The following is a 26,403-nucleotide window of genomic DNA, read 5'->3' as shown; positions in this document are numbered from 1 at the left end:
GTTTAGTAAACGTGACTTCCTGCGTATAAACTTACCTTGCCTCATTAAAATTCCTCATAACATAATGAGGCAAGGAAGCCAGCAGTTAATATGGTAATCGATGAGAAAACAACACTTTGTAGTCCCAATGTTTGATAGCCCAGTAGTACGATTAATCCATCCATTAGGGCAATAAGAAATCCAATATTTAGCGGTGTTGCTTTCGCAATGAAATAGGCGATTAAATCTGTACCGCCAGTACTTGTCTTATATCGAAGCATCAAGCCAACACCAATCCCACAAATCGCACCGCCTAGAATGGCACTCAGCCAAATTGGAAGGGAAAATTGAAACGGAGCCAGTAAATCAATAAAAACTGCCGTTACAATCATCCCGTAAAAGCTGCCGTGAAACTGTTTACGATCCTTTATCCAAGCATAAATGATTAAAGGGATGCTTAATAAGGCAGACCATAGTCCAGCGTGAAAATCAAAATAATAGTGAAGAATAAGCGCTATTCCAATAATTCCTCCGTCCAGCAATTGATGTGGGACTAAAAATCCATTAATTCCAATGGCAAGCAGAATGCTCCCAATCACCAAAGCTGCTATTCTAGCAAAAATCCTTACCACCTCATTTTTAAATACAAAAGTCTTCGTCTTCATAATACCTATGGTGGTTGTCCGTTGGATATTCCTGTTTGCCTTCTTCTGTTGTTAGCACATGCGCCGGATGGCTCTCCTTCAAACCTTGTAGAAAGAGGCTGTCGAAACATGATGTACGGAAATTCTTGAGTAATGTAAGCGTTTGCGAATATAATGATTACAGGGAAATGGCGTGCGTGGCCATTTTGGTATCATAGCGAAGGCGGGGCTATTACCATAAAATAATAATATCGGGCTAAGACATAAATTGGTGTTTGCTGGGGGAAGGAGGAGAAGATGAAAAAAAGTAAACCATTATTAAAACACTTTATTAAGGATAATCAATTTGATTTAAATGAGTATCTTGCGTACCTAATCAAGCAAATGAACCTTCGTAATCAGACTCAATTTAAAGAGTGTAAAACAAAAAAGATAAATTGAAAGGAAATACGAAGAATGAAAATAAACTTATTGTAAGAGATCTTGTGATTCGATGGCGAATTCATGAGGTCTCTTTTTATTTGGGACATGGAATGTTTAACTTGATTCTGTTTTTAAACGAAGAAAATAAAGAACTAAAAAATACATCTCGATTAAGGTTAATTCTAATTTTTTATCAGAAATTACATGATTAAATATTGTTTGGATTGCTTTATGATGAAGGTGAAATGCATATCTGACCTCCGTATTCATTCTTTGTGGCTCCCCTTGAATAAGCTTGTTGTCATATATACGCTCCAGCAATCTGGTCAAATGACTGATAAAGGATTTCCACACTAATTCTTCTAGATTCAATTTTACATTAATGTACTCCTCTAAAGCAGGTACTAATCGCAATAAATCTCTTTTCAGTTCTCTTTCATAAACTCCAGTATTTGAAAAGGTAGAAATGCTTGATAAAAATGGGACAGTAGATTCGTCCATCGTCATCCCTCTTTTATAAAAGGCTATAAAAATATGTATTAGCCTTTTGCTAATCCTATTCATCAATTTTTTCTATCGAGGGATAAGGGTCTGAAGTTCATCCAAAGTCATACTTAGGTATCACCATGCGTTTTCTTAAGTTATTTGATATGTTTTTGCTTCAAAAGAGAACCCGAATTCATAGGCGGAGAATTTCCGTGTAATGAGTCGAGGGGAGGCTTAAGAGGCATATATAAGCGGAGAAATTCCGATTAGCTGCTCTAAATTAGACAAAATCTGAAGAATTGGATCATATAAACGGAAAAACCTCCTTTATTTATGGGGAAATATGGGTATTTCCTAATTTAAGCGGAATTCTTCCGTTTAATGTTATGCACACCATGAAAGAGAACCCGATACCATCGGTCGGGGAATCACTTAAGAGCACCTAAACTTTTCATCACTTGATCTACTAATGTATCAATAAACGTTGCATCAACAATCTTCTTTTGAATTAGCAGTCGGTAATACACAGGCCCGTAAAACATATCCGCTATGATATCCAAGTTCGTTGTGTATTGGATTTCACCTTTCGTAATAGCACGCTCAATGACTCGAATCGCATCCTCCCGACGGGATTTAAGAAAGTCGTTGTGAAAGGCAGCAGCGATTTCTGAGTCATCCCCGCTTCCCGCTACAAGCCCGACAACGGTTCTTCCAAGAGCGCTGTTCAACGTTGTGGCAAGGCTATTAAGCTGCTGGCGGAAATTTCCACGAAGTGTCACATCCTCCAGAAAGAATAGAGTCGATTCAGTCGATACAAGGAAAGCCTCAAAAACGACAAAGGATTTGTTTGACCACCAGCGATAGATCGTTGATTTTCCAACACCTGCGCGTGCGGCAATCGCTTCAATGGTCAATGCTTCATAGCCTGATTCCTCTAATAATTCAACGGTTGCATTGAGAATTGCGGTTTTAGATGCCTCACTACGTGGTCTTCCTGGTGATTGCAGTTTAGATTGTTTATGTTCAGTCATTTTCATTCCTCGCTTCTAAAAATATAGGTCCGATGCTCAACGAATTACTGTAATTGTAAACAATATTTCTCTATAAACACAGTGAAAATAAAAAAATATTTATATTGTAAAAATTTTCTTTTAATTTATAATATAAAACAGAACGTATCGTTTCGTAAATGAATTTTACATTAAAAGCGTTAGAGCTCTGATTATATAAGCTCGAATGACGGAATATTGGAAATCTTCAAAGCGAAACAAGGAAAATACACCAAATAGTTGAGGAGGAACTTAGCATGCGGGAGAACCAATTCCTGACAAATATGAAAGACTTACGTCATACCATTAATATGAATACGATTAGTTCTGCGCTAGTGGCTTCCATTTTTGGAAGTACAGGACCTGCCTTAATTGTGATTGGTGCTGCCACGAGCGGAGGGCTTACCTATGAACAGACCATTAGCTGGTTGTTCGCAGTTTACTTTTTCAGCGGGCTGCTTGGTATGTATCTCGCATTAAAGTACCGCCAGCCGATAACGGGGGCCTATACGATTGCTGGGACGGTTTTAGTGGCGGGATCCTTAACTCATTTTTCATTGAATGAGGCGATTGGAGCTTATATTATTGCCAATATTCTTGTCATTATCCTCGGTTTATCTGGACTGATTGACAAGCTGATGAAGTGGATGCCCCTGCCCATTGTTATGGGAATGATTGTCGGTGTGATGATCCGTTTTGCGATTGATATGATCACATCTATTACAATCTCACCTTTACTTGCAGGTTCAGCGATTTTTGCATTTTTACTTTCATCACGCTTTTTCAAAAAGGTGCCGCCTGTATTATCTGCCTTAGTGGTGGCTATTTCATTAGCCTTCTTTATGGATGCATTCCAATTTCCGGAGACTGGATTTTCGTTTATCCTTCCACAGATAATCCTGCCGAGCTTTAGTATAGATGCCATTGTATCAATTAGTATTCCACTTGCATTATTGATCATCTGCTCTGAAAACGCTCAGGCATCTGGTGTGCCGATGGCGCAAGGCTACAAACCGCCGAATAATGCCATGGCTATTTCCGGTTCGGCAATCGGCGTGATTGCCTCCTTCTTTGGTGCACATGCGATCAATATCGCAGGACCGGCAACCGCGATAAATGCTTCTAAAGAGGTTGGGGAGATGGAGGTTCGGTATGCGGCCGGGTTTTTAAATGGTGTGATCTATGCGCTATATGGGCTTCTAGCCTCACTTGTCGTTCCTTTTGTCACCGCCATGCCTGGCGTGATTGTAACGGTGATTGCAGGGCTGGCGATGCTGGGTGTTCTAATTAATTCACTTAAAACCGCTTTTTCTGACAGTAAATTTCAAATGGGTGCCTTCTTTGCATTGATCATTGGCATGTCAGGAGTAAATTTCTTTAACATTAGTGCACCACTATGGGCGATTATTGGAAGCCTCCTCGTTACATTTTTATTAGAAAAAGAACATTTGGGGTTGAAATTAAAGGTGAATAATTCATAGGAAGGGAAAAGAGCGAACATCAGGTTGTTCGCTCTTTTACTTGTGAAGGCTTACGATCCCAAGCAGTAAAAATTTGGGTGGTGCCTGCCGTTTTAAGATAAGTGTAGTATACTTTCTTTGGAACAAGGTTTTAAATATTCTGAAAGGGGGATCGTTCGATGCTGGATTGGCTTCAGTCACATATCAGTCTGAATACCTTAATTTGGCTTTTTCCAATTACATTTCTGTTGCATGATTTTGAAGAGATTATTTTTGTGGAGACTTGGTTCAAAAAAAACTATGTGAGGTTAGAACCAAAGGTGCCTGGAAGAATGAAAAAGGTGTTTCGTGATCTTTCCAAAACAAATGCCGCAAGATTTTCAATTCCAGTTCTTATGCAATTTATTGTATATATTATTGCTTCCTATCTTGCTGTTGAACAAAATTATTATGGGTTATTTTTAGGGGTAAATGCTTTATTTTTTCTTCACATCTTTTCCCATGTTGGTCAAACCTTGTTTTTTGGAACCTATGCACTTGGGGTGGGGAGTGCCATAGTGATTACTTTACCATATTCCATTTACTTATTTTACAGATTAATCAATGAAACAATCATTAGCTATTTAGATTTGATACAAAACCTGCCATATGGTCTAATTAGTGTCGGGATTGTGTGGTATGGTCATAAGCTGGCAGCCAAAATCCTGCCTGATTCATAAGGGAGGTTCTTATCTATTTTCTTTTTTGCTAATTTGTGTAAAATGGTTGTATGACAATAATGCTGCCCAGGGGGAATTTTTTACATGATAACCATTAAAGAAATAGCCGAAAGGGCAAATGTATCGAGGACAACGGTTTCCAGAGTTCTAAATAATTCTGGTTACGTTAGTGAGGAAGCAAAAAAAAGAGTACAAAAGGTAATTGAAGAGACGGGGTATATCCCTAGTGAAAATGCCAAAGCCTTACGTACCAAAAAGACAAAGGTTATTGGCGTTATTCTTCCTAAAATTAGTACCGAAACATCGAGCCGCCTTGTAACTGGGTTGGATGAAATTTTTGCAAAAGAAGGTTATCAAATTCTTCTTACTAATACAAATCTTGTTTCAGAAAAAGAGATAGAATATTTAAAGCTGTTGAAAAGCAGACATGTCGATGGCATTATTTTATCAGCGACCAATATCAATCGGCCATTGATCGAAGAAATTTTTAAGCTGAAAATCCCTTTTGTAACAGTTGGACAATATATTTCAGGATTGGCCAATGTACTCTTTGATGACTATCAAGCGTCCAAAGATATGGTAAATTTCTTAATTAAAAAGGGCCATAAAAACATTGCATTTATCGGGGTAAACGAAAAGGACCGCGCTGTTGGATATTTGAGGAAATTGGGTTACTTAGATGCAATGAAAGAAAATCATTTACCCTGTGATAAAAGCTGGATTCAGATAGGGAAATTTAACGTAGATTCTGGTTATCAACGAATGAAGGAAATTTTGGATAGTTCTAAACAAAAGCCCACTGCAGTACTTGCCGTAACAGACCGGCTGGCTATTGGAGCTCTACAATATATAAAAGAAATAGGTTTGTCCATACCTAATGATATCGCCGTTGTAGGGATGGGAGGGTCTGAGCTGTCTAGATTTATTTCTCCAGCTTTAACAACAATTGATTTTTCTATTGAAGATGCAGGGCGTGAAGCGGCCACTTTACTATTAGAGCAAATAAATGGTGGAAATTACCACGAAACAATTAGGACGATTAGGTATAGACTTCTAGAACGATCGAGTATATAATCAGTGTGTAATCGATTCCACAACATATGAATTCGATTACACTTTATTTTTCGCTATTATGGAATCGATTCCATAATAGAACAGTTTTTATAATACAATACTTACTAACATCTAATCTAACTAGTATGTAATCGATTCCTTATGTAGTATAAGAATAATTATGGTTATTCTTCCAAATGATAATCATAATTATATATTTTTCGGATATATGGAATCGATTCCAAAGACAACAAATAGGGGTGAAATACAATGTCAGAAAATCGTAAAATAGCGGAAAACGTTATTGAAGCAGTCGGGGGCAGAGAAAATATTCAATCGGTAGCCCATTGTGCAACAAGACTTCGAGTCATGGTCAATGATAAGGAGAAAATCAACCAGGAGCAAGTAGAGCAGATTAGCAAGGTAAAGGGAGCCTTCTTTAATTCTGGACAATACCAAATTATCTTTGGAACCGGTACTGTAAATAAAATTTATGAGGAGGTATCCAGTTTTGGTTTAGAAACAAAGTCTACATCTGATCTGAAAAAAGAGGCAGTAAAGAGCGGTTCAAAATTTCAGCGTGCGATTCGAACCTTTGGAGATGTATTTGTTCCGATTATCCCAGTCCTTGTAGCTACTGGACTATTTATGGGACTCCGCGGCTTAGTCATGCAGGAACAAATCCTAGCGCTTTTCGGTATGAGTCCTGAAGTTGTTTCACAAAACTTCCTGCTATTTACTCAAGTGTTGACGGATACAGCCTTTATTTTCTTGCCGGCTCTTGTTGCATGGTCAACTTTTAGAGTTTTTGGAGGAACACCGATTATTGGTTTAGTGCTGGGACTAATGCTTGTTTCTCCAGCTTTACCGAATGCATACGCTGTTGCAGGGGGGAGTGCTGAAGCTATTCGCTTCTTTGACTTTATTCCTGTTGTTGGTTATCAAGGATCTGTCATACCAGCCTTTATTGCCGGAATTATTGGAGCAAAGCTTGAAAGAGCGATTAGAAAACGTGTACCTGAAGCGCTGGATTTAATTGTTACGCCGTTTTTGACACTTCTTATCATGATCGTTTTATCATTATTAATCATTGGACCAATCTTCCATACAGTGGAACGAGGGATCCTATCCGTGGCAACAAACGTTCTTTCATGGCCGTTTGGAATCAGTGGATTATTAATCGGCGGATTGAATCAGCTGATTGTTATAACAGGTGTTCACCATGTTTTCAATATGTTAGAGATTCAATTGCTGGCTGAGTTTAAAAATAACCCTTATAACGCGATTGTGACATGTGCAGTTGCTGCCCAAGGGGGAGCAGCGCTAGCAGTTGGACTTAAGACAAAGTCCGCGAAATTAAAAGCACTAGCCCTGCCATCATCTTTCTCAGCCTTTTTAGGAATTACGGAACCGGCCATTTTCGGCGTTAACCTTCGTTACGGAAAGCCATTTATTATGGGGCTGATTGGCGGTGCAGTAGGAGGATTTGCAGCCTCCATTCTTGGGCTTAAGGCAACCGGTATGGCGGTTACAGTCATTCCTGGAGCTCTGCTTTATTTAAATGGACAAATCCTTCAATATATTTTAGTAAATGCCATTGCGATTGCTGTAGCCTTTATCCTGACTTGGATGTTCGGATACTCCGATAAGGAAAAGAAAGAAATTGAACAATAGCAGAGGGGAAAGGCGAGTTCAATCTTGCCTTTTCTTTTGAGACGCAGCAAGGGGGTTCAGCTATGAATGAAACAAAAGGTCTCCTTATTCAAAAGGCCTACAATAAAGTTGAAAAATACAAGGATAAAAGTAAGGCTGATCCTTACCGATTAACGTATCATCTCATGCCGCCTGTTGGATTGTTAAATGATCCAAATGGATTAATTCAATATAAAGGAGTTTACCATGTGTTTTATCAGTGGAACCCTTTTGAAACCTCGCATGGTGCGAAGTTTTGGGGTCACTATACGTCAAGAGACCTGGTTCATTGGCATGAGGAACCCATCGCATTGGCTCCAAGTGAATGGTATGACAGAAACGGCTGTTATTCTGGAAGTGCAGTCGAATCGGATGGAAAGCTTTATCTTTTTTATACAGGAAATGTAAAGCTAGAAGATGGTACACGAGAAACCTATCAATGCTTGGCAGTTTCTTCAGATGGAATCCATTTTAAAAAACACGGCCCCATTCTCAGGCTTCCGAAACATTATACAGCCCATTTTCGTGACCCGAAGGTTTGGAAGAAAGATGAGTGCTGGTATATGATTTTGGGTGCTCAGACCCTGGATGAAAAAGGATCTGCTGTTTTGTTCACTTCGAAAGACCTGTATCACTGGGAGGAGTTAGGGAGAATTGCCGGCTCAGGAATGAATGGCATTGGTGATTTTGGCTATATGTGGGAATGTCCAGACCTGATTCATTTAAATGGAAAAGATGTATTACTGGTTTCACCACAGGGACTTGAGCCTTCCGGATATTTGTACAATAATTTGTTTCAATCGGGGTATTTTATTGGAAAATTAGACTATGATAGCCTGAACTTTCAGCATGGATCCTTTACGGAGTTAGACCGTGGTTTTGACTTTTATGCCCCGCAAACCTTTACAGATGAGTTAGGGAGAACCATTCTTTATGGCTGGATGGGTATCACAGATGAGACGGAAATCTTTCAACCGACGATATCCAATCATTGGGTGCATGCCTTAACGATTCCAAGAGTATTACAGCTTAAAGAGGGCAAAGTTTATCAAGCTCCAGTGGAAGAATTAAAAACGCTTCGAAAAGATAAGGTGGAAGTGAAAATAGACAAGCTAAAAGGAACCCCTGTTCATTTAGAAGCGGGTCAGTCATCAGAATTACTATTGGAACTATTAAATATAGAAATAGGCCATTTTCAAATCACTTTCCGAAATGAAGCCTGCTTCATTTTAGATTCGGACAAAAATGAAGTTAGCTTGCAAAGGAAAAATCTAAAGACCGGTGATTTAGAAACAAGAACCTGCAAAATCTCCTCTTTATCTAAGCTTCAAATTTTTATGGATCATTCTTCCTTAGAGATTTTCATTAATGAGGGTGAAGAGGTTTTTACTACCCGTTATTTTCCAAATCCAAAGGATGATACGATTATCATTCATGGTGATGCGGAGTTTAAGCTGACAAAATGGGACCTTGGTTAAGTGCGAATGATGGGATTATTTTTAAATGAGGTGAAAAGGTTGAACGGTGTCATTTGTATAGGAGAAGCACTTATTGATTTTATCCCATTGGATTCAGATAATGAAACCTATCAAAAAGCACCCGGGGGTGCACCGGCTAATGTTTCGGTTGGAATTGCGAAGCTTGGAGGGAAAGCTACATTCCTTGGCAAGGTTGGCAAGGATGTGCTGGGGCACTTTCTTTTGAAGACATTAACGGATTACGGAGTGAATACGGAATTCATGACATTAACGGACGAAGCTAGGACTGGTGTTACGTTTGTTACATTAGACTCTTCCGGAGATCGTGACTTTAGCTTTTATATTAATCCGAGTGCGGACAGGTTCTTAAAAAAAGAAGAATTAGACCCTTCGCTATTTAAACAACATAAAATTTTACATTTCGGATCGATTTCCCTAATCAGTGAGCCTTCCAAATCTGCTACACTTCGGGCCATAGAGATGGCAAAGGAAATGGGTATGTTGGTATCGTATGATCCGAATCTTCGATTAGGTTTGTGGGACACTAGTGAAAAGGCAAAGGAGACTATCTTAGGTACACTAAATCATGCGGATATTTTAAAGATTTCTGAGGAAGAACTGATTTTCTTAACAGGATGCAGCGATTTAGAAGATGGTGTGGCACAATTACCTGATTTACCCCTTATTCTTGTGACCTTGGGTGAAAATGGATGTTTGTATCGTTTTAAGGGTCAGATGGGTAACGTTCCTGCATTAGCATGCAAAGTGATTGATACAACCGGAGCAGGTGATGCCTTTGTTTCCGGGATCCTATATTCCATAAATGAATCGGCAAAATCCCTAACAGATTTTACAGAACAGGAAATGGTCGAAGTTATCCGATTTGCAAGTGTTTCTGGAGGGCTGGCCACTACCAAAAAAGGCGCTATGACTGGTCTACCTACACTGCAAGAAATGAAAGATAGAAAATACGAGACGCTGCTGAAAAGGTGAAACAGTCAACCAATACATTTAAATACAGGCTTACGTAATCTTTGTATTACGGCCTTTTTTATTAAATGCTTGGAGGATAGTATATTTGCTATCCTCTTTAAGTTGAAGAGCCTAATGGCAGTTGGAGAAGCGATAGAGATGCTTTAACCGGTTTGAAAGGGTGAATAAAATTGACTCTATCTAATAAATTCATTTTACTAACAGGTATTCAAATCTATTCTGAGAAAAGGAAAATAGAGAACGGATATATAAAACTGAAGGATCAAAAAATAATTGAGTTTGGACCACTGGAGGAATTATCAGCAGAGGAGCCCTGTGGTGAGAAGATTACTTTTCCTTCAAAATATAAAGCAGTTCCCGGATTCATTGATGTCCACATTCACGGAATCAACGGAGCCGATGTGATGGACGCCACCCGTGAATCGTTGGACATTATGACAAAAGCTCTTCCCGGTGAAGGAACAACAAGCTTTTTAGCCACGACGATTACACAAAGCAGTTCGGAAATTGAAAAGGCTCTTTCAAATGCAAGCCATTATATGAACGGACAGCAGAAGGCTGGTAGAGCGGAAATCCTTGGCATTCATTTAGAAGGCCCATTTGTCAATCCAAGAAATGCGGGTGCACAACCAAAAGATCATATTGTAGATCCTGACATTGATCAATTTAAAAAATGGCAGTCGTTAGCAAAGAATGGAATTAAACTCGTAACCTTAGCTCCTGAACAAACAGGAGGGCTTGAGCTGGTGCGTTATTTAAAAGAAACAGGGGTTGTCGCTTCTATCGGGCACTCGGATGCGGTCTATGAAGAGGTCATGGAAGCTATTAAGGCGGGGGCCAATCATGTTACACATCTGTTTAATCAGATGAGAGGATTGCACCATCGAGAACCTGGTGTCGTCGGAGCAGCCTTCTTACATGATGAACTGAAGGCGGAAATCATTGTTGATGGAGTTCATGTACGCCCTGAAATGGTGAAGCTTGCCTTTAAGCAAAAAGGAAGCCACGGTCTCATTTTAATTACGGATTCTATGCGGGCAAAATGCTTAAAAAACGGGCACTACGATTTAGGCGGGCAGGACGTTACTGTACAAGATGGTAAAGCTGTTCTAAGTGATGGAACACTTGCAGGAAGTATTCTAAAACTAGGGACCGCCGCGAAAAATATATTGAACTATACAGGATGTTCACTTGAAGAAGTGATTAGAATGGCCTCTACGAATCCGGCAAAGCAATTAAACGTATTCGATCGGAAAGGAAGCATAGCAAAAGGGAAGGATGCAGATATCGTTATTCTTGATGAGAATATGGAAGTTGTCATGACGTTTTGCCGTGGGACGCTTGTTTATAAAAGGGAGGAAAATGGACATGAAATTGATTGAAGTAAAGGGATATCAGGAAATGAGTGCAAGGGCTGCAGATTATCTTGCTCATAAAGTGCGTATATCCAAAAAAATCACTCTCGGACTGGCTACAGGGGGTACGCCAGAAGGTACCTATCGCAATTTAATTGAAGATCACAGGCAAAATTATACATCATATCGTCATGTGACAACATTTAACCTTGATGAGTATGTTGGACTTGCAGGAGATCATTTGAACAGCTATCGCTATTTCATGAATAAAAAGCTGTTTGACCATATTGATATTCAGAAATCAAACACGTATGTTCCACGCGGTCATGTCCTCGATATAGAGCAGGAATGCCTTGATTATGAAAAACTGCTGATAGACCACGGCGGAATCGACCTGCAGCTGCTTGGAATTGGAAGTAATGGACATATCGGGTTTAATGAACCTGGTACACCCTTTGACTCGAAGACACATGTAGTTGAGTTGACACCATCTACAAGAAAAGCCAATGCTAGGTATTTTTCGAGTCTGGAACAAGTACCAACTAAGGCGATTTCAATGGGGATTGCTACCATCCTGAAGGCTAAGGAGATTCTGCTTCTTGTTTCAGGCGAAAATAAGAGCGAGGCTTTAGCTCAACTGCTTGAAGGTGAAATAACAGAGAAAAATCCTGCATCTGTATTAAAGATACATCCGTTTGTTACAGTCATAGCTGACCATGCAGCACTCTCAGCTAGTAAGGTTCGATGTTAAATGATTTCTTTGTTTTGATTGTAAAAGCAAAAGGGGACACTGTTCCAATATTTTGTCTATATCAGTGAACGGGGACAACCCTGTCCCCGTTAAGGAAAATTAAACTAAAGTTTAATATATACTTGACAGAATGTTTGAAAAAGAGTAATATTACTGCTAAGTAAAAACAATAGACGATTCCTATAAATATACGATTATTTTAGCATATAGTTAATCATTTGTAGTTGACTAGATGAAAAAATAAATCGATATTTAAATTAATGAAGGTATAACAGGTGTATTCACCTATTTGAATTACATATTTAGGTAGACTTATAAAAGCCTAGAGTGGGCTAGTTGATAGTAAACCGACAATTTTCCATGTTTAATGGTCAAATCTGACTATTAAATCATTGAAGTTGTCGGTTTTTTTGTTTTTGGCGCTGAACATTATTGTTGATTTCCGTTCAAGAAACGACGCTTTCCGCGGGCGACCGCAGGGGTCTTCGTGCCTTCCACTACAATCAACAAGTGGCCAAAATCAACATTATTCTTTTACTAAGATTTGTTTAAAAAAAGTGCGTGCTGGAAGGGAAGTTGCAAACATGAATCATTTCGCATACCGTTATTGCGGCTTTGAAAAAGTAGGGGTCAATTCTTTAAGAGGGGAGGGAGCACGATGTTAGTTTCTTGGCCAATCGTATTTTTTATTTTTATCGTAGTTTCATTGATTAGCTCTATATTTCTATTATCTTCGAAGGTGCCTTTGGACTATGTTCGGATACATATTGGAGTGATATCAGTGCCTCCAATCCTTGCCTTGTGTGCTCTTATTTTTCAAAAAGAACATTTGATATGGGGACCTTGGCAATTTAATACGTTATCCTGGCTCTTGGCCGTATTTGTTTTGACAATGGGGCTTATTGTGCAGCGATACTGTGTTCATTTCTTACTTGGTGACCGCTCTTATCGAAAATACTTTTCTCTTCTGACACTTACGACTACTGCCGGGTCTCTTGCCTGGCTTAGTGCTGATCTTCGTCTTCTATTAATCTGCTGGGGAACGACACTTCTTGGGCTGACATTAATTATTAGGCTAAAAAAAGAATGGATCGTTGCGAAACGTGCTGCTGTCACGATGGGCCGTCTATTTACATTCAGCTGGCTTGTCTTACTGGCAGTCGTTCTATGGCTATCTCAAGCAACCGGACATTGGCAGCTTTCACAGGTGATGACTGAAGAGAGTTTGGCTGGATTCGCATCCTGGGAAAAGACCATAATTAATCTGCTCTTAGTCTTATCTGTTTTGATTCCGGCTGGGCAATGGCCTTTCCAGCGCTGGCTATTAGATTCGGCTGTAGCTCCGACTCCTATTTCAGCCGTCATGCATGCGGGTATTGTGAATGCAGGCGGTATCCTGTTAACTCTTTTTGCACCGTTATTTAGCGCAAGCTTAGCCCAGATTCCTTTACTGATTCTATCGGGCATATCCGTCTTAATCGGTACGGGGATCATGTTAGTGCAGGTAGATTATAAACGACAGCTGGTCGGTTCAACGATCGCCCAGATGGGGTTCATGCTGATTCAATGTGCATTAGGTGCCTATGTAGCGGCAATTATTCATGCAATCTTACATGGTCTATTTAAATCGACGCTTTTCCTGCAAGCCGGCTCTGCGATTCAGCATGGCCATGCAAAAAAGAAGTCAAAAGAATCCACTTCTTTTATAGCGAAAGGCTCTGGATTAATTGTAGGAATCATTGCGGGGATTGGTTATTGGTCAACCTCTCCCGAAGAGGCCTATACATTGATTAGTAGTATCATCTTAGGTTGTTCCGTGACGCTCGCTTGGCTCCAGCTTATCGTATATGGCCAAGGACGTATTGGACGAATAGCAGGCTTTATCCTGTTTGTAGCAGGAGCCATTATATATAGTCTGGTTCATTCCGGCTTTCATCGTCTGTTACATGAGACGATTGTATCAGGAATACAGCCATCTGTACCGGCTATTCCTTTCCTTTTGATTATTCTATTGATAGGCAGTCTGATCGGTTTAGGGCTAGCTCAGAAGGGATCGTTTAAAGGTAGGACGATGCTTTATCTATGGCTTGTAAAGTTAGGTGAACCAAATGAGGATGTGGTTGAAAGCCATCCGAAGTTTCTAACGCAATACATGTCACAAGGAGGGAATAAATGATGAATTCAGTTCTAACATTAACCAATCCAATACATGTTGAAAAAAGATCACATGACATCGATCTGAATGTGAAAGAGCTCGTGGAAACAGCCAGCAGCGTTATCGTACCGTTAGGACCACTCAATGCGTTTGCAGCAAGACATCCATGGGCTAATATGGAGCATCAATCCTTTGAAAAAACAGCTCGATTTCTAAAGGATCGAGTGGATGTGGATATGTATCCAAATGATTCTTTGTTCAAAACAGCTTGGTCTCGTGGAGAGATTAAAGAGGAATTTCTAGAAATAGGACTTCAAAAATGGCTTGATGAGCAGAATCTTCCATTACCAAGGGATATTCAAGAGCAATACTGCAAAGCTATACTTGGATTAGTTAAATCATCCTCTGTCTCTGCTCCGTTATCGAAACCTGAATTAAACAATTGGGCAAAGAAATTAAGTCGTTTTAGACCGAAAATGATTGAAAAACATGAAGTCCAAACCTGCAGTCAGCTTCTCGAAAATCAAGGGAGAGTGGAGGCTGCGAAAGCACTCAATACTCATATGATCAAGTGGAGTAAATTATACTTAGATGAATCTCAGGCTGTTTGGTCCATGCCAAATCGAAAAAAAGGCTTCTATTATGCTTGGAAGGAGCTTGTACAACACGATCCAGCATTACAGCCTTCTGTGCGCAAAAAATTAGGAACCATTCCTAGTGAGCCTGAACGTGCTATCATGTATTTCTTATTAGCTTTAGAAATTCCATATTCACATATGCAAGAATATCTCGAAGCCCATTTACTTGCCTTACCTGGCTGGGCGGGAATGATGCTTTGGCGTTCGCAGCAATCAGATAAAGAAAACACATTATTTATGGAATATTTGGCAGTTCGGCTCTCCATGGAATGGGCAATCATTGAACCTTATTTGCCACTGCCACAGCAAAAAGTAGAGAATCAGGAGCTTATCGAGCAGCTTATTACAGATTGGGCATTGTTTGGGGAGATGCCTTTGCAGGGTTGGTCACAATTGACGCAAACCGACGTAAAGGCCCGTTTGACTCTTGCCTATCGTTTTGATAAGATTCTCCGCAATCGACTTTGGCTCGAAGCATGGGAAAAATCATACGAGGATCAGTTGAAAAATAAGATTACAGAAAATCTGGATCATGAAGCAGAACGTAACAATCAATCTGCATTAGCACAAGTTGTTTTTTGTATCGATGTGCGTTCAGAGACTTTTCGCCGAAAACTCGAAGCAACTGGTCCTTTTGAGACGTTTGGAACCGCTGGATTTTTCGGGTTACCAATTGAAACGTGCAAGCTTGGAAGTGAGCATCGTCACCCTTCGCTGCCCGTGATGTTTAAACCGCAAATGAAGGTGAAAGAATTTTCAAGGGAGCCCGGTGTGGAACAATTTCAGGAGCGATTGGGAGCGGTACATGCATCCAGCCACACGTTTAAGGGCATGAAGCATCATGTGCTTGCAAGCCTTGTACTGCCGGAAATAAGCGGCCCATGGCTGACCTTCCAAACGTTAGCTCGAAGCTTTGTTCCGAGAAAAGCAGGGGCCGCATTCCGTAAAGCAAATGAAAAATGGCTTAGTAAGCCAAATGTGGAATTATCACTCAACATCGATCATACTGCAGCAGAGTTAGCTACCGGCTTTACTGATAAGGAAAAAGTGACCTATGTACGTCAGGCATTGAAAATGATGGGACTGACAGAGAATTTCGCTCCGCTAGTGGTGATTTGTGGGCACGGAAGTCACAGCACGAATAATCCATATGCTTCTTCTCTTGACTGTGGTGCATGTGGGGGAACATCCAGTGAATTTAATGCGCGGGTCTTAGCTTCATTGTGTAATCTTCGTGAAGTAAGGCAGGCACTAAGCATGGAAGGGATTAACATTCCAGCTGACACGGTTTTTATCGCTGCCGAGCATGTCACATCCACTGATGAATTGCGCCCGATTTATGTCCCGGAGCTTTCAGAGAAAGCGAATCATGCATTTGATCAGCTCCAAGCTGTATTACCGAAAGTGAGAGAGGAAGCCAGCGCCGAGCGAATGATGGATCTTCCAAATATAGGATATAAAGGCAAGAATCCGACGCTTGAGGCTGAGCGGTTTGCTGAAGACTGGAGCGAGGTAAGGCCGGAGTGGGGACTTGCACGAAATGCTGCCTTTATCATTGGAAATCGTCAGCTCACCGAGCAGTGCAATTTAGAGGGAAGAGCTTTTCTCCATAACTATGACTGGCAGAAGGATAAGAATGGTACGATTCTTGGCAATATTATAAAAGGACCTGCAACGGTCACACAATGGATTAACCTGCAATACTATGCATCCACTGTTGCACCACATTACTATGGAAGCGGGAATAAAAGAACCCAAACCGTTACGTCCGGCATTGGTGTGATGCAGGGGAACTCCAGTGACCTATTACCTGGACTTCCTTGGCAAACTGTTATGAGTTCCGATCATGAGCTCTATCATGTCCCATTACGATTGTTAGTGTTGATCCAAGCACCTAAAGAGTATGTAGAAAAACTATTAAAGCAGGATCATGCCTTTCATCAAAAGGTCCAAAACGGCTGGATTCGTCTATCATCGATTGATGAGGCAGGTAACTGGGTAAGCTGGTCTTAAATGCTTACCCAGTTGGAAAATATGTTCGTACGCAATATGATATAAAAAGATATTATTTTTATTTTGAAAAAGGAAAGTGGAGGATTTATGGATAAAACAAAAGGAGCTCTTGAAGCAGACATAAGCAAAGCCCTAACTCATTGGGAAAAGCATTATCTCGGAAGAGGTTCGGTTTCTGTTAAATCGGATATTTTACGAGATATGATCATTGTCAGTCTACGCGGAATCTTAACACCTGCTGAATATTCCTTATGTAAAGACAAAGAGGGGCTGTTATCGGTTAAAGAGAGTCGAAACAGCTTAGTGGAATCTGGTGTAGATGAATTAAAGGAAATCATCCTTACAGCAACAGGTTTTGAGGTGTTGAGTTTTTATACCGATTTAAGTACTCAAACCGGAGAACGAATCATGGTCTTTAAACTTTCAGGTGATTTACAGCATCAATTAGGTTAAAGTCTGTTTCAATGTCTATACATATACAGGTATTTTGGTAAAAAATAATGATTCATGGGGGGAGATTTGATGTATTTAGAAGAGAATAAAAAGGTACTATTCGTAGTCGGAATGGAACAGAACGTAAATATTGAATATGTCAAAGAAAAATATCAACTTCTTCCCGAAGAGATCCACATGATAGAAAGTGATGAATTAGACCGAATAGAACCCTTCGGTGATTTAATGAGGGATATTCTACTCTATGTCTATCAAAAGGATATTGAAGAAATAGTGATCGTTGACCAGAGTGGGAAAAGAAATCATTCGGAAAGTATTCTAAGTATGATAGATAACCGTTTAGATATGCAAAATAGTAATAGTATATTGGACTATCTTTTCAGCCATGGCAATCCAGAATTTCAAGAAGGAACAATTAGAGAATGGATTGAGGGAAGTCATAGAATAATAGAAGATAGACAGGATAATGTGGAAAAAATCCGCCGTCATCCATTAATGCCAGATTCAATCATCGTCACAAATCTTCGGTTAGATCAAGAATGGGAAACAGCTTGAAATCGATGGAAATAGCTCAAGATGAGTAAAAAACAGATATGCCCTCAAGGCATGTCTGTTTTTTATTTGTAGTTTCTGATAGCCTTACATTTTGCTATGTTTGGATTCTTTGTGCTCCTTTACACTATTAATACACTAATAACATTATTTAAATATATTTGAATTCATGATAAGATGATGAGTAACATGTTTGAACGGGGAGGAATTACATTGGTAAATCGACTATGGACGAAAGATTATATATTCGTCTGTCTCACTACTTTTTTTATGTTTCTAAACTATTATTATTTGCTTGTGACCTTACCAATATATCTAATTCAGGATTTACAGGGTAATTCTGCACAAGCGGGTTTACTTGTCTTGGTGTTTTATATGGCGGCAATTTTCATTAGGCCAATTGCGGGAAAATGGATTGAATCCATTGGTTTAAAAAAGGTTTTTCTCGTTTCACTTTTAGCTTATTTGGCTGTTGCTTTTGTGTATTTTTTCACAAGTTCATTTGAAAGTTTAATGATTCTACGCGTGATTCACGGTATAGCATTTGGTATGATTACCACAACAACAGGAACGATTGTTGCGAATCTCATCCCTCAACATCGGAAAGGGGAAGGGATGGGTTATTATGGCTTAATGCTGAATATGTCCATGGCTTTAGGTCCGTTTTTGGGACTGCTTGCTATTAACAAATGGGGAACAACCACGATGTTTGCGATAAGTTTCGCTAGTGTCATTATCGGAGTGTTAACAGGGCTTCTTATTTCTATACCTAAAGAGGCGAAAAAGTCAGCAGCTGAAGAGGTAGTGAAGAAAGGATTTAACGTAAAAGAGCTAATTGAAGTCTCTGCCTTACGTGTTTCACTTGTTTGCTTCTTTTTTGCCATCGTGTATGCATCGATTGTTTCGTTTGTGTCCGTTTATGCGAAGGAGCTTCAATTGACGGAGGTTGCAAGCTATTTCTTCATTGTCTATGTCGTTGCACTGATCATTTCAAGGCCATTTACAGGTCGATGGTTTGATCAGTACGGAGCAAATGTTATCATGGTCCCATCTATCATAAGCTTTGCAATTGGTATGTTCCTATTAAGCCAAGCTACAGGTGCATTTATGTTCCTATTGTCTGCAGCATTTATCGGGCTTGGCTGGGGGACCATCTTTCCAACCATCCAAACCATTGCCATTGCCATTGCACGTCCGGAAAGAAGGGGTGCGGCCACTGCTACATTTTACTCCACTATGGACTTAGGAATCGGAATTGGTTCTGTAATCGTTGGGATTCTTGGAGCAAAAATAGGATACAACTCCTTATATTTTTATAGCTCTATTTTTGCTCTTGCAGGGTTGATTGTTTATTACTTCCTACATGGAAAAATAAGCAGCAGTTTACGAGAATTCTCTAAACAACAGGATTTGGAATTAAGAAAAGTAGATTAATTAAAAGTGCCAGGCACCATCCAAAAATTGGATGGTGCCTGGCACTTTATCTTACATTCCTTGTGTAAATTCAGGCTCTTTTAATTGTTCATTGAAGTCAATAACTAGATCTTTATCATCAAAATACCACGTATCATTATCCTCGATATAGAAGGTAATTCCATCCTTCTCCATTCGAACTTGGGACTGCTCAGGTGTATCTCGATCAATTCCCAAAGAAAACCCTTTGATAAACGAGTTGAAACCGCCATATCGGACATAAAATCTTACAAAATCGCCCTCAGTTAATGATAGGTCCTCTTTGTACCATTGTACTACTTTATCAGACATTGAAATTTGCATGGTTTCTCACCTCGTTAGTTAATAAGAATCTAAATTTGTGATGTACTTCACAATTTAGTTCTTGATAGTAGTATAGCACAGCTCATGTATAGAAAAAGTGTATAGTTTGTGAATCATTTATATATGAATTTATAGATTCAGATGTTCTATATATTTCTATATGCTCCAATAATTTTTGGCTTTGTTAAAGAACTTTATTTTAGGCACTTGTTGATTGAAGTGGAAGGTACGAAGACTCCTCGAAAATTCTATCGAATTTTCTCGTGCGTGGGCGGATTCGAGGAAGTAATTCAATGTCCTGCAGGAGAAGCGAGACAGTCGAGACCCCGCAGACACGTAGTGCCGAGGAGGCTCGGCGGTCGCCCGCGGAAAGCGAAGTGCCTGGAACGGAAATCAACAACTGTGTTTATTTGAATCTTAATTCTCTTAAATAACGGATAATACATAATCAAATACTAGTTGATAACCAAAAGGCAGAATGGAAGCAACGATAAAACCAACAGTAATGGATAGAGCTGAATAAATGATGGACTTCTGAAGGGATATTTCATTTCTCTTTTTAGCGATGATAAAGACTTTTATCATAGAATAGATCGTCATAAATATGATGAGGATGGAAAAGACACTGGCTGTTATAACTGCCATTTTAGACCTCCTTTAGTATGTAGTATCTAAATCTTACCATATACTTTAAAGTAGGAATGTATATTTCGAACAAAAAGCATTTTGTATAGGGAAAGGAAGCTGTAAATGAAACAACTTTGGTATGGTGGAACCATCTATACAATGGAAAAAGAAAACGAAACGGTTGAAGCAGTACTGATAGAGGATGACAAAATTACGGCTGTTGGTCACCTTGAGGAATTAAGTGAACAAGCTGATATAAAGATTGACCTTCAGGGTGCTGCCATGTATCCGGGTTTCGTTGATAGTCATCTGCATATGATTTTTCAAGGAGAGAAGTTAATACGGCTGGATTTAGCGAAGGCAGCTTCAGCCGAGGAAATGCTAGAAATGATTAAAGAAGCGGCAGCATCAACTCCCGAGGATAAATGGTTGTTTGGCGAAGGCTGGAATGAAAATAACTTTTCAAATGGCAGAATTCCAACCATAAAGGAGCTGGATGATATTCGCAAAGAACCCATCCTTCTAACAAGAGTTTGTCATCATGTGATTTTAGGAAATAGTGCAGCCCTTGAAGCAGGCGGGGTCAATCAAGATTCACCATCTCCTGGAGGTGGTGAAATCGGACGAGATAGCGAAGGGAAATTAAATGGTTTACTATTTGATAATGCCATGAATACCGTAACAAATGCGATTCCAAGAGTTGGGGAAGGGTATGTTCAAGGTTTAGTCAATGAACTCAATCTTTGCATTGACGATATGCTAGCAAAAGGGTTAACAGGTGGGCACACCGAGGATATGCATTATTTTGGTCATTACACCAATCCATTAACCGCCTTTTTGCGCACGGTTGGAGAAAAGCATCATTTTCGTGTGAATCTATTACGCCATAATGCCGTTTTCAAAGAGATGATGGAAGATCATGTGCCATTTGATGAACCGTTTGTGGAACCAGGTGCGATGAAAATTTTTACAGATGGAGCCTTAGGCGGTTCGACGGCTGCTCTATCGGAACCTTACTCAGATAACCCAAATAATAAAGGACTATTAATTCAAACAAATCAGGAGCTAGAAGAGCTAGTTAAGCTGGCTCGTCACTATCATGAGGCTGTTGCTGTTCATATCATTGGGGATGCTGGGGCTGAACAAATACTTACATTATTAGAAAAATATCCAGCTCCAAGTGGAAAAAGAGACCGTCTCATTCACGCCTGCGTACTGCGTGAAGATTTAGTCGAACGAATGGCCAAATTACCGGTTGTGGTCGATATCCAGCCTTTGTTTGTCCCATCTGATTTCCCATGGGTAGTGAAACGACTAGGTAATGACCGTCTTGACTATGCTTATGCATGGAAAACCCTATTAGACAAAGGGATTATGTGTGCTTTAGGAACAGATGCGCCAGTAGAAGAAATTAATCCAATATCAACCATTTATGCTGCAGTTGAGAGGAAAAAACCTGGCGAAGATCATAATGGCTATCTTCCTGAACAAAAATTATCCCGCTTTGAGGCAGTTCGCGCCTATACAGTAGGGAGTGCACAAGCCATTTGTAAAGAACATGAACGCGGGCTGATTAAACCAGGGTATGTTGCAGATTTCTCTATTTTTGACCGAGATTTATTTAAAGGGACATCAGAGGAAATGCTTGAAGCCAAGGCAGTTAAAACAGTTGTTGCAGGGAGAATTGTTTTTAATCGAAAGAAGTGAGGGTTGGAAACGCAGGGATAAATTCTATTTTGTATTAGAAAAACAGGAGAACCATACTGAACCGGTGAAATAGAGGTTATGGGGGGCCCATTCTGACCAAGACAAATCCGAAGCTGAAGAATCTGTCAGAATAAAGATTTCATACTGTCGTGTAGAAGGTTATAATCAAAGTATCTGTTAAATAATGGGTACTCATTCTGATTGATTCTGACAGCTAGGACAAGATAACTTCTGATGTAGTCAATAAAAGACTTGTTTCAGAAAGCTATCAAAAGAATCCCATTGTAGACTTTTTCAGCAGTCTCGATCCTTCTCCAAGTTTCTATTAAACAAAAGATAAGGGCGTGAATTCATAACGATTTCACTCCTTATTTTTTCTCGTTTCGACATTTAGAGAAAAGGTACGCTAAGCTAGCAAGTAATCTTGCGGTAAATGTCTGAATTTTACGATAATTTATATTAGACAAACTATAGAGATACATTTAGTATTTTTATGTAAGTTATAGATTTTGAGAATTATGAAAAAAGAGGGAGGTATCATAGTTGATACGAAAAACATCCTTATCGATTTTACTGGCAGCTAGTCTTTCCTTGGGGGGAACAGCTGTATGGGCAGCACCGCTACAAGGGGTAAATCTGCAATCAGATCAGGCGTTTGATAACAAGATTGTTAAACGAATTAAGGTAGAGAACATTTACAATCATATTGCAAAGCTTTCAAAGGAACCTCGTGTTGCTGGTACACCAGCCGAGGCCGCAGCTGTGGAATACATAAAGAAACAATTTGAAACTTTCGGATATGATACGGAAGTACAAGATTTCGATATTTATAGTTACACAGAGCCTAGTAAAATAGAGTTTAGTGTTGATGGAATGACCTTAGCTCCGGCACCAATGGGCTTTACTTATGGTGTAAATGGGGCGGTATCGGGTGAACTGGTCTATGTCGGTTTAGGATCACCGGATGAAATTAAGGAAGAAGCTGTAAAAGGGAAGATTGCTCTAATTCAACGTGGTGGATTTTCCTTTGCTGAAAAAATCACGAATGCAGCTGCAAAAGGAGCTGTTGGGGTTATTATTTTTAACAATGCAGATGGAGTAATTAACGGAACTCTCGGTGAACCTAATGAAAGTTATGTTCTAGCTCTTGCCATTACTAAAGTGCAGGGAGAAGCTTTAAAAAGTCGTCTGGAAAGTGGTCAAGCCGTAACTGCCGCCATTAATGTAGAAGGATCTAAAACAGAACATGCCGTTTCTCAAAATGTAGTAGCTACAAAAAAAGCGACACAAAAATCAACAAATCAATTAGTTCTAGTTGGTGCTCATCATGATTCCGTAGATGGTGCACCGGGAGCAAATGATGATGCTTCGGGTACAGCAACTGTACTTGAGCTTGCACGTGTATTTGCTAATACTCCAACCGATACGGATATTCGTTTTGTCACATTTGGGGCTGAGGAAAATGGGTTATTGGGTTCCTATGAATTTGTGGAAAGAATGACTCAAGAAGACTATGATCGTACAGTCGGTATGTTCCAAATGGATATGGTTGGAAGCAAAGATGCTGGACCATTAATTATGTATACTAATGATGGTGAGAAAAATACCGTGACAGAACTTGGAGCAGCAGCGGGTGCGCGTCTATCCCAAACGGGACAAGCAACTCCATATGGGATGGAAGGGCGAAGTGATCACGTTCCATTTGCGGAAGCAGGACTTCCGGCAGCCTTGTTTATCCATGCCCCGGTTGAACCACATTATCATTCTCCAGAGGATACTTTAGACAAAATTAGTTTAGATAAGCTAAGAGAAGTTTCTACTATCGTAGGTGCTGCAGTATATCAAGTGGCACGCCCTGACACACCTGCATTAGAAAATGCTAAAGTTGCTCCAAAAGCAGTTGATTACAATTTTGAGGAAAGAGAATTAGAGTGAAAAATAAAGGTGCCAGTCAACTTCCAGAATTTGGATGGCGATTGGCACTTTTTTTATTATATACCTTGTGAAAATACAGATTCATCTAACTGCTCATTAAAGCTAATAATTAAATCTGTTTCATTAAAATACCATGTATGATGATCTTCTATAAAGAATGTGATCCCATTTTTCTTTTGAAGATAATTTTACCTGTATGTAGTCCTCAATAGGAGGAACCAGTACCACCAAATCATGAGCTATTGCCTTAGTATAGGTATCAGAATTAACAAACGAAGAAATATTTGATAAAAACGGGATAGAGGTTTCGTTCATCGTTATCCTCCTTATATAGGAATCTATTAATGTATGTATCAGTTTAATCCCATCATATTCCTCAGTTTTTTCTTCACCAGTATCTCCGCTGCGTTAATCCGATAAAGCAGCGGAGCTGGCACCCTTTATTCAGCCATCATGTGGTCCTGCTGTGATATAATTTCACTATAAATAGGATTGTGTATATAGTTTTAGGACTAGATTTGAAGTAGGTGAAATGGATGATTATTAATATAAATGATAAAGCATACAATGATGAAATGGCTATAGATGAGCGGCCGATGGTAACATCCTCAAGTGCTTTAGGGATTATGCGGCACCAGCTTGCAAGAAATATTGGAATTGAACGGATCAAAGGATTCTTAGTCCGCTTTGGCTGGGAAATGGGTGTAAATGACGCAAAAGAAGCGTTAAAAAAGAATATCTCTGTTAAAACATTAATTGAGCAAGGTCCTATTGTACACATGAAGAGCGGACATATACGCGGATTTACACATAAATGTGCAGCCGAATTTAATGAAAATGACCAGGTGGTTTCCCTCCATGGAAGTGGGACTTGGATTGATTCGTACGAGGCTGTAGAGCATGTGAAAAGACTGGGGTTATCGGATACGCAAGTTTGCCATACCTTAATTGGCTATTCAAGCGGCTTTATGACAACCATATGTGGACAAACCGTTTTAGCAAAGGAAATTACTTGTGTTGGGAAAGGTGATTCTGTTTGTACTTGGATAACAAGAACAAAGAAAGAATGGGATAGCATGATGGAAGAGGAATTATCCTTTTATCAAGAAACCCCGATTATGGAAGAGTTAGATTATACCTATGAACAACTTCTTGAACAACAGAGCTTTTTGACACAATTAACAGAATTTCAAAAAAAGCTAAACGAAGAGATTGCCAATGGAACAGACATAGAAATGATTACGAACAAGGTATACGACAACACACATATTCCTATTCTCGTTGAAGATAAGGAACTTCGAACAATCACATACGCTGGTTTATCGGAGGATTTGTATCGTGAACTAGAATCGGATATGAAAGAACATATGCGGAAGAGTAAAAGTCAATTCCTATTACCAATCGGGAAGAAAACCATTAAGACAGACAGGCAAGAAAAATTGATTTCACCTATTTTTGTGGAAAAAAAGGTACTTGGATATTGTTCGTTCTTATACCATGATGGAAAAACTCATAATGAAGAAAAGGATTATTTAATATTGGATCGTTTTGCAAACGCTGTCTCACTGATTCTATTAAATGAAAAGACAAGATTTGAATCATTCGAACGGATGAAAGGAAATTTCTTAGAACAAATTCTTCAGTCGCATATTCAACCACATGAAATCATTCAAAGGGGGAAATATGCGAATCTCGATTTGGACAAGCCTTATTACTTGGTGGCAATGGAGTATCGGAAAACGGAACAATCTGCATTATCGATGGAAGAAGAGTTTTTTCTGCATGAGCAGATTTTGGAAGTGATCTTTGAGTACTTTAGTGATCATAGGTATCAAAATTTAATTGGTCAGCGAGAAGGTAAGCTAGTATTATTCATGATTAAACAGCAGAAGGATTTCTCTATTCATACTGCCATTGCTGAACTATACCAATTTTTGAAAAAGAAATTTCCGCACGGAGAATTTAAACTGGGAGTTAGTAATGAAGGGTATAATATCAAGGATGCTGCTGCTTATTATGAGGAAGCATCTATTGCATTAAAGTTAACATTGCAAAAAAATATTGTTTCTTTTGATTCTTTAGGGATAGTGGGGGTCTTAATAAATTCGAATAATCTCAAGGGGATTAAAATGGTCGCCAAAAAGGAGCTTGGAGCCCTCTATCAACTGGAGGATCCAAGGAATATTGAGCTTTTGAAAACCTTATATGTCTTTCTATCAAATGGCGGGAAGCTGGAGCAAACGATGAGTGACCTGGCCCTTTCCATGAGCGGTCTTCGACATCGAATTAAAAGAATTGAGGGATTACTAGAAAAAGACCTTCGTGACCCGGAAGAAATGCACCAGTTACTCTTAATTATAAAAGCGTTAATTGCTTTGGGAGAGCTCTCAATTGAATAAATAGGAAAAATAAAGCAAGTAGTGGAAGGCAACATTCTTTCCTCTACTTGCTTTTGTATTAAATAG

At 39.5% G+C, this 26,403-nt stretch carries 23 protein-coding genes; 17 read left to right on the top strand and 6 right to left on the bottom strand.

What is annotated here, in order from left to right; all coding sequences use genetic code 11:
- Positions 1-44: 44 nt before the first annotated feature.
- Entirely contained in the window at positions 45-578 is a 534-nt protein-coding gene (locus tag ACHUFV_RS10215) for a YitT family protein (protein WP_394234453.1), read from the bottom strand.
- A gap of 342 nt (positions 579-920) precedes the next feature.
- Here ACHUFV_RS10215 and ACHUFV_RS10210 point away from each other — a divergent pair, with 342 nt between their 5' ends.
- Positions 921-1,064 carry a hypothetical protein gene (locus ACHUFV_RS10210; RefSeq protein WP_394233721.1) on the top strand — a complete coding sequence of 48 codons (144 nt, stop codon included), beginning with the start codon at positions 921-923 and terminating at the stop codon, positions 1,062-1,064.
- Positions 1,065-1,160: 96 nt separating this feature from the next.
- Here the strand turns inward: ACHUFV_RS10210 and ACHUFV_RS10205 are convergent, their stop codons facing one another.
- Positions 1,161-1,547, bottom strand: a complete 387-nt coding sequence (locus tag ACHUFV_RS10205; protein WP_394233719.1) for a hypothetical protein — start codon at positions 1,545-1,547, stop codon at positions 1,161-1,163.
- A 413-nt stretch (positions 1,548-1,960) separates the two neighbouring features.
- The gene (locus tag ACHUFV_RS10200) at positions 1,961-2,563 is read right to left on the bottom strand and encodes a TetR/AcrR family transcriptional regulator (protein ID WP_394233717.1); all 603 of its coding nucleotides are present in this window, start codon (positions 2,561-2,563) and stop codon (positions 1,961-1,963) included.
- Positions 2,564-2,838: 275 nt separating this feature from the next.
- Here ACHUFV_RS10200 and ACHUFV_RS10195 point away from each other — a divergent pair, with 275 nt between their 5' ends.
- The 13 genes from ACHUFV_RS10195 to ACHUFV_RS10135 all read left to right on the top strand — a co-directional run bounded on the left by ACHUFV_RS10195 (position 2,839) and on the right by ACHUFV_RS10135 (position 19,327).
- The gene (locus tag ACHUFV_RS10195) at positions 2,839-4,062 is read left to right on the top strand and encodes a benzoate/H(+) symporter BenE family transporter (RefSeq protein ID WP_394233715.1); all 1,224 of its coding nucleotides are present in this window, start codon (positions 2,839-2,841) and stop codon (positions 4,060-4,062) included.
- A gap of 158 nt (positions 4,063-4,220) precedes the next feature.
- Positions 4,221-4,760 (top strand): HXXEE domain-containing protein, encoded by a 540-nt coding sequence (locus ACHUFV_RS10190; protein ID WP_394233713.1) that lies wholly within the window; start codon positions 4,221-4,223, stop codon positions 4,758-4,760.
- Between the two features lie 84 nt (positions 4,761-4,844).
- Positions 4,845-5,834 (top strand): LacI family DNA-binding transcriptional regulator, encoded by a 990-nt coding sequence (locus ACHUFV_RS10185; RefSeq protein ID WP_394233711.1) that lies wholly within the window; start codon positions 4,845-4,847, stop codon positions 5,832-5,834.
- A gap of 249 nt (positions 5,835-6,083) precedes the next feature.
- The gene (locus ACHUFV_RS10180) at positions 6,084-7,487 is read left to right on the top strand and encodes a sucrose-specific PTS transporter subunit IIBC (protein ID WP_394233709.1); all 1,404 of its coding nucleotides are present in this window, start codon (positions 6,084-6,086) and stop codon (positions 7,485-7,487) included.
- Between the two features lie 62 nt (positions 7,488-7,549).
- Positions 7,550-8,983 carry a sucrose-6-phosphate hydrolase gene (locus ACHUFV_RS10175; RefSeq protein WP_394233707.1) on the top strand — a complete coding sequence of 478 codons (1,434 nt, stop codon included), beginning with the start codon at positions 7,550-7,552 and terminating at the stop codon, positions 8,981-8,983.
- Positions 8,984-8,989: 6 nt separating this feature from the next.
- The gene (locus tag ACHUFV_RS10170) at positions 8,990-9,976 is read left to right on the top strand and encodes an aminoimidazole riboside kinase (protein ID WP_394233706.1); all 987 of its coding nucleotides are present in this window, start codon (positions 8,990-8,992) and stop codon (positions 9,974-9,976) included.
- Positions 9,977-10,140: 164 nt separating this feature from the next.
- Positions 10,141-11,358, top strand: a complete 1,218-nt coding sequence (gene nagA, locus ACHUFV_RS10165; protein ID WP_394234451.1) for an N-acetylglucosamine-6-phosphate deacetylase — start codon at positions 10,141-10,143, stop codon at positions 11,356-11,358.
- Complete coding sequence (nagB, locus tag ACHUFV_RS10160) at positions 11,345-12,082, top strand: glucosamine-6-phosphate deaminase (protein ID WP_394233704.1); 738 nt, start codon at positions 11,345-11,347, stop codon at positions 12,080-12,082. The genes nagA and nagB overlap by 14 nt, the downstream gene beginning before the upstream one ends.
- Positions 12,083-12,740: 658 nt before the next feature.
- Complete coding sequence (locus tag ACHUFV_RS10155; protein WP_394233702.1) at positions 12,741-14,258, top strand: NADH dehydrogenase subunit 5; 1,518 nt, start codon at positions 12,741-12,743, stop codon at positions 14,256-14,258.
- Complete coding sequence (locus ACHUFV_RS10150) at positions 14,258-16,888, top strand: DUF2309 domain-containing protein (RefSeq protein ID WP_394233700.1); 2,631 nt, start codon at positions 14,258-14,260, stop codon at positions 16,886-16,888. The genes ACHUFV_RS10155 and ACHUFV_RS10150 overlap by 1 nt, the downstream gene beginning before the upstream one ends.
- 87 nt (positions 16,889-16,975) lie before the next feature.
- Positions 16,976-17,341 carry a Na-translocating system protein MpsC family protein gene (locus ACHUFV_RS10145; protein WP_394233699.1) on the top strand — a complete coding sequence of 122 codons (366 nt, stop codon included), beginning with the start codon at positions 16,976-16,978 and terminating at the stop codon, positions 17,339-17,341.
- Positions 17,342-17,410: 69 nt separating this feature from the next.
- Complete coding sequence (locus tag ACHUFV_RS10140) at positions 17,411-17,896, top strand: carbonic anhydrase (protein WP_394233697.1); 486 nt, start codon at positions 17,411-17,413, stop codon at positions 17,894-17,896.
- Positions 17,897-18,106: 210 nt separating this feature from the next.
- Positions 18,107-19,327 (top strand): MFS transporter, encoded by a 1,221-nt coding sequence (locus tag ACHUFV_RS10135; RefSeq protein WP_394233695.1) that lies wholly within the window; start codon positions 18,107-18,109, stop codon positions 19,325-19,327.
- A 51-nt stretch (positions 19,328-19,378) separates the two neighbouring features.
- Here ACHUFV_RS10135 and ACHUFV_RS10130 read toward each other — a convergent pair whose 3' ends face one another.
- Both ACHUFV_RS10130 and ACHUFV_RS10125 read right to left on the bottom strand, forming a co-directional pair.
- Positions 19,379-19,669: a HesB/YadR/YfhF family protein gene (locus tag ACHUFV_RS10130; protein ID WP_394233693.1), complete on the bottom strand. Its 291-nt coding sequence runs from the start codon at positions 19,667-19,669 to the stop codon at positions 19,379-19,381.
- A 426-nt stretch (positions 19,670-20,095) separates the two neighbouring features.
- The gene (locus ACHUFV_RS10125; protein WP_394233691.1) at positions 20,096-20,314 is read right to left on the bottom strand and encodes a hypothetical protein; all 219 of its coding nucleotides are present in this window, start codon (positions 20,312-20,314) and stop codon (positions 20,096-20,098) included.
- 105 nt (positions 20,315-20,419) lie between these two features.
- Between ACHUFV_RS10125 and ACHUFV_RS10120 the strand changes: the two genes are divergently transcribed.
- Together ACHUFV_RS10120 and ACHUFV_RS10115 are read left to right on the top strand one after the other, a co-directional pair.
- Entirely contained in the window at positions 20,420-22,003 is a 1,584-nt protein-coding gene (locus ACHUFV_RS10120; protein WP_394233690.1) for an amidohydrolase, read from the top strand.
- A gap of 546 nt (positions 22,004-22,549) precedes the next feature.
- On the top strand, positions 22,550-23,938 hold the full coding sequence (locus ACHUFV_RS10115; protein WP_394234449.1) for a M28 family peptidase: 1,389 nt from the start codon (positions 22,550-22,552) through the stop codon (positions 23,936-23,938).
- Positions 23,939-24,061: 123 nt separating this feature from the next.
- Here the strand turns inward: ACHUFV_RS10115 and ACHUFV_RS10110 are convergent, their stop codons facing one another.
- The gene (locus ACHUFV_RS10110) at positions 24,062-24,253 is read right to left on the bottom strand and encodes a hypothetical protein (RefSeq protein WP_394233688.1); all 192 of its coding nucleotides are present in this window, start codon (positions 24,251-24,253) and stop codon (positions 24,062-24,064) included.
- A 221-nt stretch (positions 24,254-24,474) separates the two neighbouring features.
- Between ACHUFV_RS10110 and ACHUFV_RS10105 the strand changes: the two genes are divergently transcribed.
- Positions 24,475-26,337 (top strand): XylR N-terminal domain-containing protein, encoded by a 1,863-nt coding sequence (locus ACHUFV_RS10105; protein ID WP_394233686.1) that lies wholly within the window; start codon positions 24,475-24,477, stop codon positions 26,335-26,337.
- The last annotated feature ends 66 nt before the right edge of the window (positions 26,338-26,403 follow it).

Source organism: Niallia oryzisoli, assembly GCF_043641075.1.
GTDB classification, from domain to species: Bacteria; Bacillota; Bacilli; order Bacillales; family Cytobacillaceae; genus Bacillus_BD; species Bacillus_BD oryzisoli_A.
The sequence above is the reverse complement of the archived record's forward strand: the minus strand, read 5'-3'. Positions and strand labels throughout refer to the sequence as shown.